The organism is Microcystis sp. M144S2 (assembly GCF_020246065.1).
Lineage (GTDB): Bacteria > Cyanobacteriota > Cyanobacteriia > Cyanobacteriales > Microcystaceae > Microcystis > Microcystis ichthyoblabe_A.
In genome coordinates, this window is the sequence record NZ_JADBTR010000117.1 from 1 (window position 1) to 16,957 (window position 16,957).

The 16,957-nt window shown below is 44.5% G+C and carries 19 protein-coding genes and 2 pseudogenes; 20 read left to right on the plus strand and 1 reads right to left on the minus strand.

The features are described from left to right. Positions 1-368: 368 nt before the first annotated feature. The 20 genes and pseudogenes from IM462_RS13855 (at position 369) to IM462_RS13950 (ending at position 16,240) form a co-directional block, all read left to right on the plus strand. Positions 369-923 (plus strand): PEP-CTERM sorting domain-containing protein, encoded by a 555-nt coding sequence (locus tag IM462_RS13855; protein WP_287703997.1) that lies wholly within the window; start codon positions 369-371, stop codon positions 921-923. A 119-nt stretch (positions 924-1,042) separates the two neighbouring features. Beyond that, a complete protein-coding gene (locus IM462_RS13860; protein WP_149989274.1) occupies positions 1,043-1,342 on the plus strand; it encodes a nucleotidyltransferase family protein in 300 nt (99 codons plus the stop codon). Further along, a complete protein-coding gene (locus IM462_RS13865) occupies positions 1,335-1,706 on the plus strand; it encodes a HepT-like ribonuclease domain-containing protein (RefSeq protein WP_149976263.1) in 372 nt (123 codons plus the stop codon). Before IM462_RS13860 ends, IM462_RS13865 begins: the two co-directional genes overlap by 8 nt. 89 nt (positions 1,707-1,795) lie before the next feature. Then, positions 1,796-1,960: a hypothetical protein gene (locus IM462_RS13870; protein ID WP_172968171.1), complete on the plus strand. Its 165-nt coding sequence runs from the start codon at positions 1,796-1,798 to the stop codon at positions 1,958-1,960. 222 nt (positions 1,961-2,182) lie between these two features. Further along, the gene (gene gltB / locus IM462_RS13875) at positions 2,183-6,757 is read left to right on the plus strand and encodes a glutamate synthase large subunit (RefSeq protein ID WP_287704002.1); all 4,575 of its coding nucleotides are present in this window, start codon (positions 2,183-2,185) and stop codon (positions 6,755-6,757) included. Positions 6,758-6,851: 94 nt separating this feature from the next. Further along, positions 6,852-7,691, plus strand: a pseudogene (locus IM462_RS13880) (Swt1 family HEPN domain-containing protein); the annotation flags it as partial. A 989-nt stretch (positions 7,692-8,680) separates the two neighbouring features. After that, the gene (locus IM462_RS13885) at positions 8,681-8,920 is read left to right on the plus strand and encodes a hypothetical protein (protein ID WP_002750644.1); all 240 of its coding nucleotides are present in this window, start codon (positions 8,681-8,683) and stop codon (positions 8,918-8,920) included. After that, entirely contained in the window at positions 8,920-9,348 is a 429-nt protein-coding gene (locus tag IM462_RS13890) for a putative toxin-antitoxin system toxin component, PIN family (protein WP_287704004.1), read from the plus strand. The genes IM462_RS13885 and IM462_RS13890 overlap by 1 nt, the downstream gene beginning before the upstream one ends. Then, positions 9,345-9,554: a DUF4926 domain-containing protein gene (locus IM462_RS13895; protein WP_228009722.1), complete on the plus strand. Its 210-nt coding sequence runs from the start codon at positions 9,345-9,347 to the stop codon at positions 9,552-9,554. Before IM462_RS13890 ends, IM462_RS13895 begins: the two co-directional genes overlap by 4 nt. Before the next feature lie 150 nt (positions 9,555-9,704). Next, positions 9,705-9,953 (plus strand): hypothetical protein, encoded by a 249-nt coding sequence (locus IM462_RS13900; protein WP_002738017.1) that lies wholly within the window; start codon positions 9,705-9,707, stop codon positions 9,951-9,953. Next, positions 9,946-10,356, plus strand: a pseudogene (locus IM462_RS13905) (type II toxin-antitoxin system VapC family toxin). The gene IM462_RS13900 and the pseudogene IM462_RS13905 overlap by 8 nt, the downstream one beginning before the upstream one ends. Positions 10,357-10,544: 188 nt before the next feature. Beyond that, a complete protein-coding gene (locus IM462_RS13910) occupies positions 10,545-10,682 on the plus strand; it encodes a hypothetical protein (RefSeq protein WP_287704038.1) in 138 nt (45 codons plus the stop codon). A 333-nt stretch (positions 10,683-11,015) separates the two neighbouring features. After that, entirely contained in the window at positions 11,016-11,444 is a 429-nt protein-coding gene (locus IM462_RS13915; protein WP_287704010.1) for a type II toxin-antitoxin system VapC family toxin, read from the plus strand. 271 nt (positions 11,445-11,715) lie between these two features. Then, positions 11,716-11,991: a hypothetical protein gene (locus tag IM462_RS13920; RefSeq protein ID WP_002739245.1), complete on the plus strand. Its 276-nt coding sequence runs from the start codon at positions 11,716-11,718 to the stop codon at positions 11,989-11,991. 11 nt (positions 11,992-12,002) lie between these two features. Further along, the gene (locus IM462_RS13925; RefSeq protein ID WP_287704012.1) at positions 12,003-12,341 is read left to right on the plus strand and encodes a clan AA aspartic protease; all 339 of its coding nucleotides are present in this window, start codon (positions 12,003-12,005) and stop codon (positions 12,339-12,341) included. 102 nt (positions 12,342-12,443) lie between these two features. Continuing rightward, positions 12,444-13,244 (plus strand): uroporphyrinogen-III C-methyltransferase, encoded by an 801-nt coding sequence (gene cobA / locus IM462_RS13930; protein WP_287704014.1) that lies wholly within the window; start codon positions 12,444-12,446, stop codon positions 13,242-13,244. Between the two features lie 10 nt (positions 13,245-13,254). Beyond that, positions 13,255-13,674, plus strand: a complete 420-nt coding sequence (locus IM462_RS13935; RefSeq protein ID WP_045362918.1) for a secondary thiamine-phosphate synthase enzyme YjbQ — start codon at positions 13,255-13,257, stop codon at positions 13,672-13,674. A 132-nt stretch (positions 13,675-13,806) separates the two neighbouring features. Then, positions 13,807-14,301, plus strand: a complete 495-nt coding sequence (locus IM462_RS13940) for a photosystem I reaction center subunit III (RefSeq protein WP_002748906.1) — start codon at positions 13,807-13,809, stop codon at positions 14,299-14,301. Positions 14,302-14,346: 45 nt separating this feature from the next. Further along, positions 14,347-14,475 carry a photosystem I reaction center subunit IX gene (gene psaJ, locus IM462_RS13945; protein ID WP_002738148.1) on the plus strand — a complete coding sequence of 43 codons (129 nt, stop codon included), beginning with the start codon at positions 14,347-14,349 and terminating at the stop codon, positions 14,473-14,475. A 166-nt stretch (positions 14,476-14,641) separates the two neighbouring features. Then, complete coding sequence (locus tag IM462_RS13950; protein ID WP_287704033.1) at positions 14,642-16,240, plus strand: peptide ligase PGM1-related protein; 1,599 nt, start codon at positions 14,642-14,644, stop codon at positions 16,238-16,240. Positions 16,241-16,371: 131 nt separating this feature from the next. On the opposite strand, the gene sipA is transcribed toward IM462_RS13950, so the two are convergent. After that, the gene (gene sipA / locus IM462_RS13955; protein ID WP_287704016.1) at positions 16,372-16,584 is read right to left on the minus strand and encodes a regulatory protein SipA; all 213 of its coding nucleotides are present in this window, start codon (positions 16,582-16,584) and stop codon (positions 16,372-16,374) included. Between the last annotated feature and the right edge of the window lie 373 nt (positions 16,585-16,957).

Genomic DNA, 16,957 nt, shown 5'->3' on the forward strand with positions numbered 1-16,957 from the left:
AAGTAGCTGGTTATAATTAAATTAAAAATGGATTTTAGGTTCGATCCCCCCTGCCCCCCTTGATAAGGGGGGTGCCGATAGGCGGGGGGATCCCCCTTAATAAGGGGGGCATCTGATAATTTTTAACGCCTACCTACTTAAACATCGATCGCTCTGATAATTATAGTGTATGTCAATTTTACCGATCGCCCCCCGCACCCCAGAAAAGCGCACCACTTCGCCGCTCTCTTGGGAGATCGCCCTCAATCCCCAATCGAGTAATCAATAGCTAGATAAAGCATAATAAATATAAATTACAAAAACCTTGACAAAATCGGGGGGGGGGTGGGTAACATTTGGCTAGATTTTAAACAAATTCAAGTCAGAATATGTCCCTGAAAAAATCCTTCAACAAACCCCTAACCGTCGCCCTCGCCACGGTAGCCACCGCCACCCTCGCACCGGTTGCCAGTGCCGCCACTTTTAACTTCTCCTTCAGTAACGTAACCGGTCTAGTCTCCGGAACCGTACAGGGGACGCTCACCCTACCAGACGGAGACGGGACAAATGCCGCCACTTCGCTGATCGTGACTTCCGCTCCCGCCGCTCTGGGCTACACACTCCCCTTTGATGTTCTGGCGAATTTTATTGGTGTAGCGGCTAATAGTTTTACGGTCAGTGGCGGGGTGATTACCGCGAGTTCATTTGCCGCTCAGGATCTGACCGCAGCTTTGACTCTGAATTTTTTACCTGGCAGCTTGGGGAGTGTATTCTCTGTCGCGGGAGCAGGAGATGGATTCAGTGGTGTCGTCGATGTCAATAGTACAACCCTAACCTACTCTCCCGCCGCTCCTACCACCGTTCCCGAACCAGCGACGGTTCTCGGTTTACTCTCCGTTGCCGGGGTGGGTTTATTGTGCAAAGGCCGGAAACTAGAAGGGTAATTTTGACCGACTAAAAATTAAATTGATTGGGAACGGGTTGTGCGATTGTGGCAGCCCGTTTTAGTCTTTTATTAGCATCGAGAGATCGATCGCACGATTAACTAAAGGGAGTAAATTAGATGGTAGATAAAATCACTGCCAACGAGATATTGGAACATTTACGAACCCTGAAACCCGAACTGGAGGAACGATACGCGATCAATCGAATCGGCATTTTCGGCTCGGTAGCCAGAGAGGAAGCCCGACCGACGAGCGATATAGATATAGTGGTATATATGCCCCCCAATCTGCTTAAAAGAGTCAGACTAAAAGCCGAACTAGAGAACCTATTCGGACGGGAAGTGGACGTGATCCGCTATCGGGATTCTCTGAATCCTTACCTCAAGGCACGGATCGATCGAGAGGCCATCTATGTGTGATCGATCGCTTCTATTCGAGTTATTACTAGAGCTTGAAGAGGCGATCCGCCGGATCGAGCGGCGATTTACCCGGATTCAAAAAGCCGATGATTTCATCGCCGATGATGATGGACTCGATCGATTGGATGGCATTAGTATGATGTTGATTGCGATTAGTGAAAATATTAGAAGACTCGATCGGCTAATGGCAGAGAGTTTAGCGAATCGCTATCCGGAAATTCCCTGGTCGGAGATTAAGGGAATCAGAAATATTCTCGCCCACGATTATTTTGACATCGATCCGGAGGAAATTTATCGGATTTGTAGCGAGGATCTGGCGATTTTGAAGCGGGTACTCGGGAAAATACGTCACGACCTCTTGTAATTATCGAATTGTCCCAATCAAACTGCTCCGCTCGGTCTTCACCCCGACATTTTTGATCAGGTTAAAAATCGCTTGGAGGGCTTACGGTGATGGAAGAAAAAGAAACAGGACTAAATGAACGGGAACTAGAGGAAATTCTGGAAATGGCACGGGATGCGGCGGAAAAAGCCCGATCGATGTGCGAGGTAATTACAGAAAATTCAAAAAAATGGCGAGAAAGAGCAGAAAGAATCAATCGAACGGGATCGAGATAGCGATCGAGTATTTCTTCGATTATAGGAGCGATCGAACTTGTATCGGAAAAGCGATCTCGATCAGGGGGTAAAGCAGCGAGAGGAACCCTTGTCACATCGAAACATTTCCTTAAGATATAAGACCGAAGGTCCAGTCTGGATACAAAATTGATATACCTAGAATCGCTACTCTGGCTCACCCTCTAGGCCATTCCCTTCCAGACTGCTAGGCTATTAGACAAAATGAATAACAATCAAACTCCACGGAAACAAGGACTATACGATCCCCGATTTGAACATGATGCTTGTGGTGTCGGTTTTATCGTTCATAAAACGGGGAAAAAGTCCCACGATATTGTTGAACAGGCCTTAACAATTTTACTAAACCTCGATCACCGTGGCGCGTGCGGTGCGGAAAAAAATACCGGAGATGGGGCGGGTATTTTATGCCAAATCCCCGACCTATTTTTCCGGAAAGTGACCAGTAATCTAGGTTTTACCTTGCCGGCAGCGGGACAATACGGGGTAGGAATGCTCTACACGGCCCCTGATGCCGAAATTCGCGGGAAAAGTCGCCAGGAATTCGAGAAAATCGCCGCCGAAGAGGGGTTAAAAGTTCTCGGTTGGCGTGATGTTCCCACGGATAACTCTAGTTTGGGCAATTCGGCCAAATCTACCGAACCTTTTATCGAACAGGTTTTCATCGAACGCGATGCCCATTTAAGCGATGATCTGGCTTTTGAACGCAAATTATACGTTATTCGCAAGCGTTCCCACCTCAGTCGTCAATCCTTTAATCGTTACTGGTATCCTTGCAGTATTTCTAGTCGTACCATTGTCTATAAAGGGCAATTAATGCCGGTACAGGTGGGTGACTATTTTCCCGATTTACACGACCCCGACTTTCAAAGTGCTTTAGGATTAGTCCATTCTCGTTTTAGTACCAATACCTTCCCCAGTTGGGAACGCGCCCACCCTTACCGTTATATTGCCCACAATGGCGAAATTAATACCCTGCGAGGTAATATTAACTGGATGCACGCCCGTCAGTCGATGTTTGCCTCACCCTTGTTCGGGGAAGACATCAAAAGAATCCAGCCGGTTATTAATATCGAGGGTAGTGACTCCTTAATTTTTGATAATGCCCTAGAATTAATGGTTTTATCGGGGCGTTCTCTTCCTCACGCTGTCATGATGATGATTCCTGAACCCTGGGCGGCCCACGAATCGATGAGTGATGAGAAAAAAGCTTTTTATGAATACCATTCCTGTTTGATGGAACCCTGGGATGGTCCGGCCTCGATCGCTTTTACCGATGGTACGATGATGGGAGCAGTGTTAGACCGCAATGGTTTACGTCCTTCCCGTTACTATGTCACCAAAGATGACCTAGTAATTATGGCATCGGAAGCGGGAGTTTTACCCATTGAACCGGAACGCGTCGCTTTTAAAGGTCGTCTGCAACCCGGACGGATGTTCCTTGTGGATATGAAAGAAGGTCGTATCGTGGCCGATGAGGAGATAAAAGAAGCTATTGCCAAAGCTCATCCCTATCGCCAGTGGTTAAACGAAAATTTAGTCAATTTAGATGATTTACCGACGGTGGAAACTGCCCCACCGGAAACTGCTGTTTCCCTAATTCAACAGCAAACCGCTTTCGGTTACACTTTTGAAGAATTACGTCTTTTATTAGCCCCCATGGGCCGGGATGGAGTGGAAGCAGTGGGTTCCATGGGTTCCGATACACCCCTAGCCGTCTTGTCCGATCGCCCAAAACTGCTTTATGATTACTTTCAGCAGTTATTCGCCCAAGTCACTAACCCCCCGATTGACTCGATTCGCGAAGAAATTATCACCTCTCCCATCACCACTATCGGTGCGGAGAGAAATCTCTTGGATCCGCAGCCCGAAAGCTGTCACCTGATTAAACTTAACTCTCCCATCCTCACTAACGCCCAATTAGCGCGTTTACAGGGCAATAGCGAATTTAAAACCGTGACTATTCCCATTCTCTTCGATCCCACTTCGGGAGTCGAGGGGATGCGTAGCACAATTGAGGCAATTTGTCAAGAGGTGGACGAGGCAATTTTAGCGGGCGCAAGCATTATTATTTTAAGCGATCGAGGTATCGATAAAAATCACGCCCCGATTCCCTCACTGCTGGCGGTTGCTGGTTTACACCATCATCTCATCCGGCAGGGAACCCGCACCAGAGTCGGCCTTGTCCTGGAATCCGGCGAACCCCGGGAAGTGCATCACTACGCCCTTCTCCTCGGTTATGGTTGCGGTGCGATTAATCCCTATCTAGCCTTTGCCACCCTCGGCAGTATGATCGAGGAAGGTTTATTGGTAGGAGTTGACCACCAGACCGCCTGTAAAAACTACATAAAAGCCGCCACCAAGGGCGTAATTAAAGTGGCCTCTAAAATTGGCATTTCCACCCTGCAAAGCTACCGTGGGGCGCAAATATTCGAGGCTATTGGCTTAAATCGATCGGTAGTCGATCGCTATTTTACTTGGACAGCTTCCCGCATTGAAGGGGCCGATTTAGAAATTATTGCCAAAGAATCCCTACTCAGACACGGCCACGCTTTCCCCGACCGGGACGTGAATGTGCATACCCTCGATATTGGCGGTGAATATCAATGGCGTAAGGACGGGGAAGCCCATCTTTTTAGCCCAGAAACCATTCATACCCTGCAACAAGCGGTAAAATTGGGCAAATACGACCTCTTTAAGAAATATTCCCAACTGGTCAACCAACAGAATCAAAAATTCTTCACCCTGCGGGGACTATTAACCTTTAAAAACCGGGAAAGTATCCCCATCGAAGAAGTGGAACCGATTGAAGCGATTATGAAACGCTTTAAAACCGGGGCCATGAGTTACGGTTCCATTTCCAAAGAGGCCCACGAATCCCTCGCTATTGCCATGAATCGTATCGGTGGCAAGTCGAACACCGGGGAAGGGGGGGAAGATTCCGAGCGCTACACTTGGACAAATGAACAGGGAGACTCGAAAAATAGTGCCATTAAACAGGTGGCTTCCGGCCGTTTTGGTGTCACCAGTCTTTACCTCTCCCAAGCGCGAGAATTGCAGATAAAGATGGCCCAGGGGGCAAAACCGGGCGAAGGCGGTCAATTACCGGGTAAAAAAGTCTATCCTTGGATTGCCAAAGTCCGTCACTCCACCCCCGGAGTCGGTTTAATTTCTCCCCCACCCCACCACGATATCTACTCCATTGAAGACCTAGCGGAGTTGATTCATGACCTAAAAAATGCCAATCGTGCGGCCAGAGTGAGCGTAAAACTGGTTTCTGAGGTGGGAGTCGGCACAATCGCCGCCGGAGTCGCTAAAGCTCACGCTGACGTGGTTTTAATCTCTGGTTTCGATGGTGGGACCGGTGCCTCACCCCAAACCTCGATTAAACACGCGGGTTTACCCTGGGAGTTGGGACTAGCAGAAACCCATCAAACATTGGTGTTAAATAATCTTCGCAGTCGCATTGCGGTGGAAACCGATGGCCAGATGAAAACTGGCCGCGATGTGGTGGTAGCGACCCTATTGGGGGCTGAAGAATTCGGTTTTTCGACCGCGCCACTGGTGACGTTAGGCTGTATTATGATGCGGGTTTGTCATCTTAATACCTGTCCGGCGGGGGTAGCGACCCAGGATCCGTTATTACGGAAGAATTTCATCGGGGATCCTGAATATACGGTGAATTTCATGAAATTTATCGCCCAGGAAGTGCGGGAAATTATGGCCGAATTGGGATTCCGCACCTTAAATGAAATGGTGGGGCGAACTGATGTATTAGAGCCAAAACAGGCTGTAGAACATTGGAAAGCGAAAGGAATTGACCTAACTCCGATTCTCTATCAACCGGAGGTAGATGCAGAGGTAGGACGCTATTGCCAGATTCCCCAGGACCACGGTTTAGATAAGTGCTTGGATATAACCGTTTTACTGGATTTATGCAAGGATGCCATTGAAAAAGGCGAAAAAGTCAAGGCGACACTACCGATTAAAAATATTAACCGCGTGGTGGGGACGATTTTAGGCAACGAAATCACTAAACGTCACTGGGAGGGTTTACCGGAAGATACCGTACATCTCCATTTTCAGGGCAGCGCGGGGCAGAGTTTCGGTGCTTTTGTTCCCAAAGGGGTGACACTGGAGTTAGAAGGGGATGCCAATGATTATGTGGGTAAGGGTTTAAGCGGTGGCAAAATCATCGTTTATCCGCCCAAAGGTTCCACTTTTGTGGCCGAGGAGAATATTATCATCGGTAATGTGGCTTTATACGGCGCGACCAGTGGTGAGGTGTATATTTCTGGGGTTGCTGGGGAACGTTTTGGGGTGCGTAACTCTGGGGTGACTACGGTAGTTGAGTCGGTTGGCGACCACGCTTGCGAGTATATGACGGGGGGTAAAGTCGTTGTTTTAGGGCCTACCGGTCGCAATTTCGCCGCCGGAATGAGTGGTGGTGTCGCCTACGTCCTCGATGACTCGGGGGATTTCGCCACTCGTTGCAATACCCAAATGGTGGCTTTAGAGGCGCTAGAAGGGGAAGAAATCGACGATTTACGCGAGTTAATTCAACGCCATGCTGATTACACCCAAAGTCAAAAAGCGGCATTGGTTTTAGCAAATTGGTCGGAAATGTTGCCCAAGTTTGTTAAGGTAATGCCCAAGGATTATAAGCGGATGTTGCAGTGTATTAAAGAGGCGTTAGATTCCGGTTTAACCGGCGATTCTGCCCTCGATGCGGCTTTTGAAGCCAACGCCCGCGATGTGGCAAGGATTGGCGGAAGTTAGAGGTTAAGGGGGGCTGAATAAGCCCCCTTTTTTTCAATAGACAAGTTAAAATAGAGGTTAGATGTTGTTTATAGACCTAACTCCTGTCATTCCAATGGACACACAAAACAATTTTCTCACCTTTGAAATCTTCGCATTTGACACTTCTAATCAATCTCATATCAAAACTCCTGATAATTTAGTCCATCTTCTCGCCTCGAATAATTCATTTTGGAAGGGAACACAACAAATAGATTGTAACAATCGCCAAATCAAGGATAATTTTATAGAAATTACAGTAAATCCAATTAAATTTGATCAAGACAGCAAAGATAAATGTATTACAGGTTTTTCAATTGTTGTAAAGGGAGAATATGATTGTTTAGAACCTCAACGTATTCCAATTTTAAATTTTTTCAAAGAACAAAAATTAGAAACACTGTATATAGTAAAAGACGAAATTTCTGAGCAGATTGCTGTTCAAATTTATCCTTATATTTATCGTGTGGAAAACCATTTAAGAGCCTACATAACGAAATTCATGACAACCAAGATAGGAGTGAATTGGTGGAAAACGGAAGCCCCCCAAGATTTTAGCAGGAAAGTTAATGACAGAAAAAATAATGAAACAAAATTTGCAAGCTATATTGACAATAAACTCTATCTGATAGATTTTAATGATTTAGGTGAGTATATATACAAGCTTTCATCTGGTTGTATAACCAAAGAGGATTTAATTAAAAAAATTGATAGGCTTGAAGAAACTCCCGAAGCAATTCGTAAATTAAAAGAAGAAATTAAAAGCAACTATGATAAGTTTTTTAAGGAATCATTTAAAGACAGAAATTTTCAATCTAATTGGGAGAAACTGTATAAAATCAGAAACAAAGTAGCTCATAATAATCTTTTTACCAATGACGACTTAAGTGTGGCCGAAGAAAAACACCGAGACTTAATTGAAACAATCAAGAACGCGGAGCAGAAACTTGAAGGACTGATATTAACTCCTGAAGAAGTAGGATTAATACAAGAAGAAGCAAATTCTATAGAAGATAGACAATATCCCATCGAAAAATTGATGGATATAGTAGGAAAGTTACCATCCGAAAAATTGATGGATCCATTAAGAAAGTCACCATCCAAAAAGATGGATCTAGTAGGAAAGTTACCATCATACCATTCTCTTATCACTCCTTCTGGCTTAAACTTAAGACGAATGAAAACCGAAAAATTGATGGATGCATTAAGAAAGTTACCATCCGAAAAATTGATGGATCTATTAAGAAAGTCACCATCTGACGGGTTCTTCGGTTTGTGCTATGCAATGGACGGAGTTATAAGGGATGAAACCCTTATAGAGAAGGACATTGATGCGATTTTGTCAATTGTTTTCGATCTAGAACGAACTAATCAATAGAACTCTTGCCAGATAAGGATTTAGTCGATTTATGCCACCCTTTAGGAAGTTGATGGGTGCTGCTACTGAGTCGGGATTCCTTGAGTGTGTAACACAGCAGAGTATGGCTATCGATTAGACATTTCAAGGCAGATACTCCGCGAAGTCTTGTAAGTGTTCTTTATCATCGGCTTAATTTTGCCAGTGGGAAATTATTATCGGTAATTAACAATTCTTCCCCTAGTTTGAGATTGTATATCAGTTCGGGCAGTTTGGCTTGAGCTTCTTGGAGAGAGACAATCATAATTTTACGGCAAGCGGGAAGATGAAAGGACTTTCTAGGCCGATAATACTAAATCCGTTGAGTAACGCACAGAAAACGGGTTTCTCCGAGAAACCCGTTTTCTACTCATGCAAAAATAACCAGATTTGTTATAATTTCTCGATTCTAACTGATCGACGCAGAGAAGGGATAGGCGAACCGAAAACCCTCTCCATTAAGGACTCGTGTTAAACTGATTAATCATGCTGGTGTCTAGAAGCGACCTATGCCAAACTTAACCTTAAGCAACGAACAAGTAATCGAATTAGTCAAACAACTCCCCGAAGCACAGCAACAGGAACTATTTAGATTCCTCATCCAGCGTCAGTGGGGAAATATGGAAGCTATAACCGATTACGGAAGCCAACAGGCAAAAATCGTCGCAGCAGAACGCGGCTACGATTGGGATACCATGACGGAAGACGAAAGAGAAGAATTTATCGATGAAATCGTTCATGAGAAGTAGTGATTTATACTGTTGTCTTCGACACAAATATTCTCATATCTGCTGCGCTTTCTAAAGGCGGTAGCCCGAATAGTTGTTTTTCCCTAGCCCAAAGCAAACTGATTCGATCGGTCACTTGTCCAGAGATTTTACAGGAATTATCCGAAAAACTGCTACTAAAAATCAAATTTCCTGAAGAACGAGTTAGAAAATACATCGAGGAAATTTGTCAGGCTTCTAGCATTGTTTCTATAGGTGGAACACTGAGAGCCGTTCCCAACGATCCCGATGACGATATGATCATAGAATGTGCGATCGCTGGCAAGGCTACCCATATTATCACGGGAGACAAACATCTTCTTTCACTGGTTGAATATCAAAATATTCAGATCGTGAAAGCAAAAGACTTTTTGGACTTTTTAGATCGAAATAATAACCATGAATTATGAACTTTACTCAATGGGATTTTATTAAAAGATATTCGCGAAGCAAGATTATCCGCAGGAGACGTGGGAAATTGGTAGAAAAACATCAAATCGAGGGATTAGAAACGGGGTATAGTGTCGAGTTTTTCGATAGGTTGGGAAAAACGATTACTGTTGTCACCATGGCCGAAAATTCCCTCCGTTTCCCCACCCACGAGGATCGACCTTGACCCTACAGGACTGATATTTTCCCATCTTTAGCAGAATATCGGCATCTAGAAGATGGTGCGATCGCACGGCAGTTATAGTTGAGAGGGTGTGTTACACTAGCCTTAAGGCACTGTGTAGGCCGTAATCGAATTACTTCTCAACAATCCATTATGATAAAAAATCTACGAGTTAGTTATGATGGAATGGTTTTCCGTCCCGAAGAAAAGATTGAATTAGAACCCAATACCCATTACATCATCCAAATTATTTCTCGGGAAGATCCACTAGAAAATAACCATAAAAATGCTTGGGAACTGTTAGAAGAAATGGCTGGCACCTATGAAGCTCCAGAAGATTGGTCAAGGGAACACGATCATTATTTATATGATACTCCCAAAAGAAATATAAGCGATGAATAAGTCCAAACTTTTTTTAGATACGGTCTTTATCCAAGCAATTCTCAATCCTCATGATTAATATCATCAAATTGCTATGCAGTTCCTCCCCTATGTAAAAAATGCAACAGCATTTTGGGTTACTGAAGCCATTTTTATGGAGGTTGGTAATGCTCTTAGTCATTACAATCGTCCTAAGGTTTCTGCCTTTATCAAGCAATGCTATCAAACCGATAATTTATTCGTTGTTACTATCACTTCTACTCTTTTTCAAAAAGGCTTAAAGCTCTACGAATCAAAAGCTGATAAAAGCTGGGGATTAGTAGATTGTTTGTCTTTTATTGTTATGGAAGAAAATCAAATTACCGACGCTTTAACTTCAGATGTTCATTTTATTCAAGCAGGTTTTCAAGCTTTACTACGATAATTAATTAGCGATCACCATTTAGTTAAAGATATAATTTTACGGCAAGCGCGAAGATGAAAGGACTTTCTAGGCCGATAATTTCTCGATTCTAACCGATCGAAGCCCGGAAGGTGTAGGCGAACCGAAAACCCTCTCCATTAAGGACCCGTGTTAAAATCGTTAATCATGCTATTTTCTAGAAGCGACCTATGCCGAACTTAACCTTAAGCAATGAACAAGTTATCGACTTATTCAAACAACTCCCCGAAGACCAGAAACGGGAAGTTTATAAAATTCTCATTCTCAGTGCGATCGCCGATCTTGTAGGGTGCGTTAATGAAATGTAACGCACCTTATTTTTGCTTATGTAGAGAGTAATTTGAATACGATGACAATTTTTTAGCTAGACTAGAACAAATTATTGCGCTATGCAATTAAATTATACCTTTCAATCTAGGAGCAGCCATGCTAGACACAGCAACTCTTGAACGACGCTTGATAACCCTTGAACAAGTAGTTTTTGATCTTCAGCATAAACTTGAAAGTAAGCCTAGCTCTGACAATTGGCTCGAAGGACTAATAGGTTCAATCTCCGATGACTCAGCTTTTCTGGAAGCTCTAGAATATGGACGCGCATTTCGGCAGTCTGACAAACCTATTGATGACACTGGCAAATAATTGTGAAATATTTGCTCGATACCGATCACATCAGTTTTCTACAGCGCCGTTCTAGTTTAGAGTTTAGCCGATTAATTTTGCGGATGTCACAATATTTGATCGCAGACTTTGCTTTGTCGGTTATTAGTTTCCATGAACAAGTAATTGGCGCTCACAGTTTCATCAATCGCGCTCAGACGAATACCGATTTGGCTCGTGGATATGCGCTGCTGATAGAAACTCTCAATGGTTTTGCAAAGGCTCCAGTTTTGCCTTTTGATGCTGAAGCGATCAAAATATTTGATGAGATGAGGAGGCAAAAGGTTTGCGTGGCGACAATGGATTTGAGAATTGCAGTGATCGCTATTGCCAACAATTTATTGTTGCTTACCCGAAATACTGGCGATTTCAGCAAAGTTCCGAACTTAATAACCCAAGATTGGACAGTGTAGCGCAGAAAGCGCGATGCCGAAGGCACTGCGTAGCAGTACGCCATCGTCCCAGGGTGCGTTCCCTAATGCAACTTCTACCGCTCCAGTGATCGATTTTTGGGGAACGCACCATGCAGATTTATTGAAGCTGTGGGTTTAAGTGCAATGCCGAAGGCACTGGGTAGCAGCCAATCTTGTAGAGACTTAGTAGGATGGCATTAGCTCATCCTACAGACCTGTGAGATATTATAGAGAAGTCTCCAGAAGTCAAATCGCAATCGGGAGTTAGCATATGCAAGCTATCCTTTTAAGTCGTGAAGAAGTTGCTCAACGTGCAGAGAAACTGTACGAAAGCAGAATCCGCCAAGAGGTGGAAGTTGAGGAAAACATTGGCAAGATGGTCATCATTGACATTGAAACAGGTGACTACAAAGTTGATGAAAATGGCTTACACGCTGCTGACTTATTGAGCGAGAAACACCCCCATGCTCGGCTCTTTGGGATCAAAATTGGCTACAACGTTGCTGCCGCTTTTGGTGGGGGTGTTATGGAACGTGTAGTTAAGTGATTTCAGGTATTGTGGCTAATGGACACCCGATCATCACTATCCCATTTCGGATTCCAAATCGCGCTGACTTTCCGATTGAGTTTGTAGTAGATACAGGATTTACAGATGAGCTTTGTTTACCATCGGAGGCAGTAGCATTACTGAATCTTCCTTTCAGGTACGATGTGCGGGCGAATTTAGCAGACAACAGCCAAGTAATGCTGCCCCTTCACAAAGCAATTATTATCTGGAATGGTGAGGAGCGAGAAACTCGTGTATTTGCAACAGGGCGGCGACCCCTGTCAGAGCGATCGCTAGATAAAAGGTTAAGTAATGTTAAAATTATAATTCTTCATGAAGAAAGGGCATGATCGCCGAGTAACTGTAGCTAAAAATACCAAATTTTGCCCCAGTCACAATACATTAGGGATCAAGCGTATTCGATCGAAGCAAGAATTCTCTCCCCAGTATCTATGAATCAATCAGAAAGTTGCGGTAAGGTCTATCTCGTTGGTGCGGGTCCCGGAGATCCCGGTTTGTTGACCTTGAAAGCGAAAGTTCTCTTAGAAAATGCCGATGTTGTCCTCTATGATGCCCTAGTTAGCCCCTCGATTCTGACCATGATTAACCCCTGGGCCGAACAAATCCATGGGGGTAAGCGTCGCGGTCGTCATTCTCTGGTACAGGAGGAAATCACCGCTTTACTGATCGATAAGGCCCGGACTAATGCCGTGGTTGTTCGTCTCAAGGGAGGTGATCCCTTTGTTTTCGGTCGCGGGGGTGAAGAAATGCTCGATCTGATCACGGCCGGAATTAGCGTCGAGATCGTGCCGGGGATCACTTCAGGAATTGCCGTGCCTGCCTACGCCGGTATTCCCCTCACCCATCGCGATTATAGTTCTTCCGTTACCTTCGTCACCGGCCACGAGATGGCGGGTAAATATCGTCCTCAAGTTAACTGGTCAGCGATCGCCCATGGTGCGGAAACAATTGTTGTTTACATGGGTGTGCATAATTTACCCTATATTATCGGCGAGTTAACCAAGGCCGGCAGAAGTCCAGAAACACCGATCGCCCTAATTCGCTGGGGAACAACACCCCAACAACAGCAGTTAATCGGTACTTTCAGCACGATTATGGACAAGATCGAAGCCACCGGCTTTGAAGCCCCTGCGATCGCTGTTATCGGGGCAGTGGTGAACCTTCACGATCTCTTGCAAGCGGGACAACCTTTGCTCTCCAGGACAATCCCCCCCACCCCCATTTCTCCCTGATTCGGTTGCCATGCGTCAATATCAAAAATCCCTGACGATTACCACCAGTCCCAAGAATTTCCATCGTCTCACTGCCCCCATAGAGGCGATCGTGGCTGAATCGGGCATAACGACGGGATTATGCAGTGTCTTTGTCTGTCACACCTCCGCTTCTTTGCTGATCCAAGAAAATGCCGATCCCGATGTTCTCACCGATTTAGCCAATTTCTTCGCCAAGTTAGTGCCGGAAGATAGCAGTCTCTACTATCACTCTACCGAAGGGCCAGACGATATGCCCGCTCACATTCGCTCGGTCCTAACCCGGACATCGGAACAAATCCCGATCGCTAGGGGTAAATTAGTTTTAGGCATCTGGCAAGGTATCTATCTCTGGGAACACCGTCAGAGTCGTCACCAAAGGCAAGTGGTGGTTCATATCACCGGGGTCTGAAGCGTTGCGTATAGTTTTGTAATAGAAACTTTACTCGTACCCCTCATCGGAGTAAGATTTTTTCCGTGTACGATCAAATTGTTCGCTTTTTGAACAAAGAACTTCATATTTCGTAACAAAAGGAAACAATTTATGCGAAAATTGTTCGCTCTGGCCCTGGTGCTATCTCTCTGGTTCACCTTTGCCGCTCCAGCGTCGGCTGATTTGTCCAATCTGACCCCTTGTAGCGAAAATCCCGCTTTCCTACAAAAAGCGAAGAGTTTCCGCAACACCACTCCTGACCCCGAATCGGGAGCCAAACGCGCTCAAACCTACTCCCAAGCTCTCTGTGGACCCGAAGGCTATCCGCACCTAATTGTTGATGGTCGTTGGGATCACATGGGCGATTTCTTTATCCCTAGCATCCTATTCCTGTACATTACCGGTTGGATCGGTTGGGTTGGTCGGGCCTATTTAATCGCCGTGCGCGACAGCAAAGATGCCGAAATGAAGGAAATCATCATCGATGTTCCCCTCGCTTTGAGCAAAATGTTAACGGGGTTCCTCTGGCCGTTGGCGGCTTTACAAGAAGCCACTTCCGGTAAATTAACCGTTAAGGATTCGGAAATTACTGTTTCCCCTCGTTAATTTTTGTGTCAAACCCTTGACTTTTTATTCCCTAGGAGAACTCAGATGGAAGGACTTACTAAATTTCTCTCGTCCGCACCCGTGTTAATTATGGCGCTGCTGACTTTCACCGCCGGGATTTTAATCGAATTTAATCGCTTTTATCCCGATCTCTTATTCCACCCGCTAGGTTAAAGCCAATCTCAGGTGATTAAAGGGGATACAGAGTCCACTGTATCCCTTTTTAAGGGCAACGATCGGAGGGACTGGGGGAATATTAAGAAAAGAAAGGCACTGGAGACGACAGGCTCTAAAAATCGATAAGATACAGGTGTCTGCAACCACAGAGGTGGGACAAACCATGCTGTTAGATAAAGATTTGATGCTAGGAAAGCGTCTGCGGTATCAAGAATTACAAGAAAAATTAAAAGAGATTTGGCAGGGAGAAAACGTTCCCGAATCCGATGAATGCGATTATGATATCCTAGTTGTCCCTTCTTTTAGTATCGATCAGAGAGTCGGTCAAAAAGTGGCGGGTTTTTTACATTACGAAGAAAGATTATTATTTTCTCTGATTCGGTTGCGACATCCGAAAACTCGTTTAATCTATGTAACAGCGCAGCCACTTTCGCGGATGGTGATTGATTATTACCTGCAATTGTTGCCTGGGATTCCTTTTTCCCATGCTAATAACCGTCTTTTATTACTGACAACTCATGATAACTCTTTTCAACCTTTAACCCAAAAAATTCTGGACAGACCGCGCTTAGTAGCAAGAATCCGGCAAGCGTTGCGTCGAGATCGTGCCTACATGGTTTGTTTTAATTCTACTAATTTAGAGCGAGAATTGTCTTTACAATTAGATATTCCTTTATTTGCCTGTAGTCCAGACTTATTGTATTGGGGTTCTAAAAGTGGCAGTCGCGAGATTTTTGGTCAAGGCAATATTCCCCATCCTGACGGTAGTTTACAGGTAAATACGGTCAAGGATTTGTTATACGAAGCCGCTAGTTTGTGGTCTCGTCAACCGCAATTAAAACGCATGGTAGTGAAGTTAAATGAGGGGTTATCGGGAGAAGGAAATGCGGTTTTAGATTTACGTCCTTTAGGGGGAATTGTTGATAGTAACAGCCTAGATTTAAGCGAGAAAATGAATCTCTTGGCCAAACAATTAGAGAAAATGAGTTTTCAAGCAAGGGATGAAAATTGGGACAGTTTTTCTGGCAGAATTGCTGAATTAGGGGCAATTGTCGAAGCTTTTATTGAAGGAGAAGAAAAGCGATCGCCGAGTGTGCAAGGTTATATTACACCCACGGGAGAAGTGAATATTATTTCCACTCACGATCAAATTTTAGGCGGTCCCGATGGTCAAATTTATCTAGGTTGTCATTTTCCTGCCGATGAAAATTATCGCCTACAATTACAGGAATTAGGCCTAAAAATAGGGGAAATTCTGGCAGCCAAGGGGGCAATTGAACGCTATGGAGTTGATTTCGTCGCCGTGAAAAATCCAGAAACTTTAGTCTGGGATTTACAGGCGATCGAAATTAATCTGCGAAAAGGAGGAACCACCCATCCTTTTATGACTTTAAAGCTTTTAACTAATGGTAAATACGATCGAGAAACCGGATTATTTTTCAGTCAACCTCACCAGGAAAAATACTATATTGCCTCCGATAATCTCCACAAACCCCAATACAAAGGTTTACTTCCCGATGATTTAATGGATATTATTGCTAAACATCACTTGCATTTTGATAGTAGCAGTAAAACAGGAACAGTTTTTCATCTCATGGGTGCGCTGTCAGAATTTGGTAAATTAGGCTTAACTTGTATCGGCAATTCTAGTGAGGAAGCTGCGGCAATTTATCAGCGTGTGGAACAGGTGTTAGATTGGGAAACAGAGCATAGTTCCATAAATTTAGGTTATTGTTCTGGATTACCGATCACTTGGATATAACTAGACTGATTTACTGGGTATAATTTTTTGTTTCAGAGATTTAATTATCCAAGCAGGCAGTTCCTGGCAGCCAATGACCGATAGTTTTACCTTGGTTAAAAGTTGTCTTGACTGCGATGCACTTAACGGGTTTAAATGGCTTCTAAATATTTGCTATCGAGCAGAAATGAGCCTCGATCGAATTTTACACCCCAATAACCCCCCGGCCGGCGATCAATCACCGTGCCTATATCGTCAATATTGAGCAGATCCGGCGGCCGTAACATAGGCATGGGATCGGCGGTTTTCAGGTAAGGGGGAATGGCAATCAGACGGACTTTTCCCCCGATGCTAATTTCACTCATGGTACTGACTAGATGCGATCGTGATAATTTTCCAAGTTAGCATATTTCAAATCATTCTCAAGATAGATTCCCTAGAAAATAGGTATTCTGTAGGCTGTTGCCATCCGCCTTTGGCGTTGGGTTGGGCTGTTGCCTGACCTAGCTGGGAGGGGATAACCGCACTATTGAGAAGAAAAAAAATGAAAAACAGCATCTCAGCCGCGATTCTTGGAGCGGCTGTAACCACTGCACTAATCGGACTATCTACAAGTCCTGCTCAGGCTGCTCAACTTAGCTTCAAGTTCGACTTTTTAACTTCGGACGGTGATTTATTTAAACTGAATCTGACTACGGAGGACACGCTTACAACAAAAAACGCCCCTTCTTAGACTGA

Bases quoted from the DNA above. Each gene is read 5' to 3' on its own strand.
- IM462_RS13900 (WP_002738017.1), top strand. From the start codon at position 9,705: ATGATAAAAAATCTACGAGTTAGTTATGATGGAATGGTTTTCCGTCCC.
- IM462_RS13865 (WP_149976263.1), top strand. From the start codon at position 1,335: ATGTGTGATCGATCGCTTCTATTCGAGTTATTACTAGAGCTTGAAGAG.
- IM462_RS13885 (WP_002750644.1), top strand. From the start codon at position 8,681: ATGCCAAACTTAACCTTAAGCAACGAACAAGTAATCGAATTAGTCAAA.
- IM462_RS13910 (WP_287704038.1), top strand. From the start codon at position 10,545: ATGCCGAACTTAACCTTAAGCAATGAACAAGTTATCGACTTATTCAAA.
- IM462_RS13950 (WP_287704033.1), top strand. From the start codon at position 14,642: ATGCTGTTAGATAAAGATTTGATGCTAGGAAAGCGTCTGCGGTATCAA.
- IM462_RS13895 (WP_228009722.1), top strand. From the start codon at position 9,345: ATGAACTTTACTCAATGGGATTTTATTAAAAGATATTCGCGAAGCAAG.
- IM462_RS13870 (WP_172968171.1), top strand. From the start codon at position 1,796: ATGGAAGAAAAAGAAACAGGACTAAATGAACGGGAACTAGAGGAAATT.
- cobA (WP_287704014.1), top strand. From the start codon at position 12,444: ATGAATCAATCAGAAAGTTGCGGTAAGGTCTATCTCGTTGGTGCGGGT.
- IM462_RS13855 (WP_287703997.1), top strand. From the start codon at position 369: ATGTCCCTGAAAAAATCCTTCAACAAACCCCTAACCGTCGCCCTCGCC.
- IM462_RS13935 (WP_045362918.1), top strand. From the start codon at position 13,255: ATGCGTCAATATCAAAAATCCCTGACGATTACCACCAGTCCCAAGAAT.
- sipA (WP_287704016.1), bottom strand. From the start codon at position 16,584: ATGAGTGAAATTAGCATCGGGGGAAAAGTCCGTCTGATTGCCATTCCC.
- psaJ (WP_002738148.1), top strand. From the start codon at position 14,347: ATGGAAGGACTTACTAAATTTCTCTCGTCCGCACCCGTGTTAATTATG.
- IM462_RS13860 (WP_149989274.1), top strand. From the start codon at position 1,043: ATGGTAGATAAAATCACTGCCAACGAGATATTGGAACATTTACGAACC.
- IM462_RS13920 (WP_002739245.1), top strand. From the start codon at position 11,716: ATGCAAGCTATCCTTTTAAGTCGTGAAGAAGTTGCTCAACGTGCAGAG.
- gltB (WP_287704002.1), top strand. From the start codon at position 2,183: ATGAATAACAATCAAACTCCACGGAAACAAGGACTATACGATCCCCGA.
- IM462_RS13940 (WP_002748906.1), top strand. From the start codon at position 13,807: ATGCGAAAATTGTTCGCTCTGGCCCTGGTGCTATCTCTCTGGTTCACC.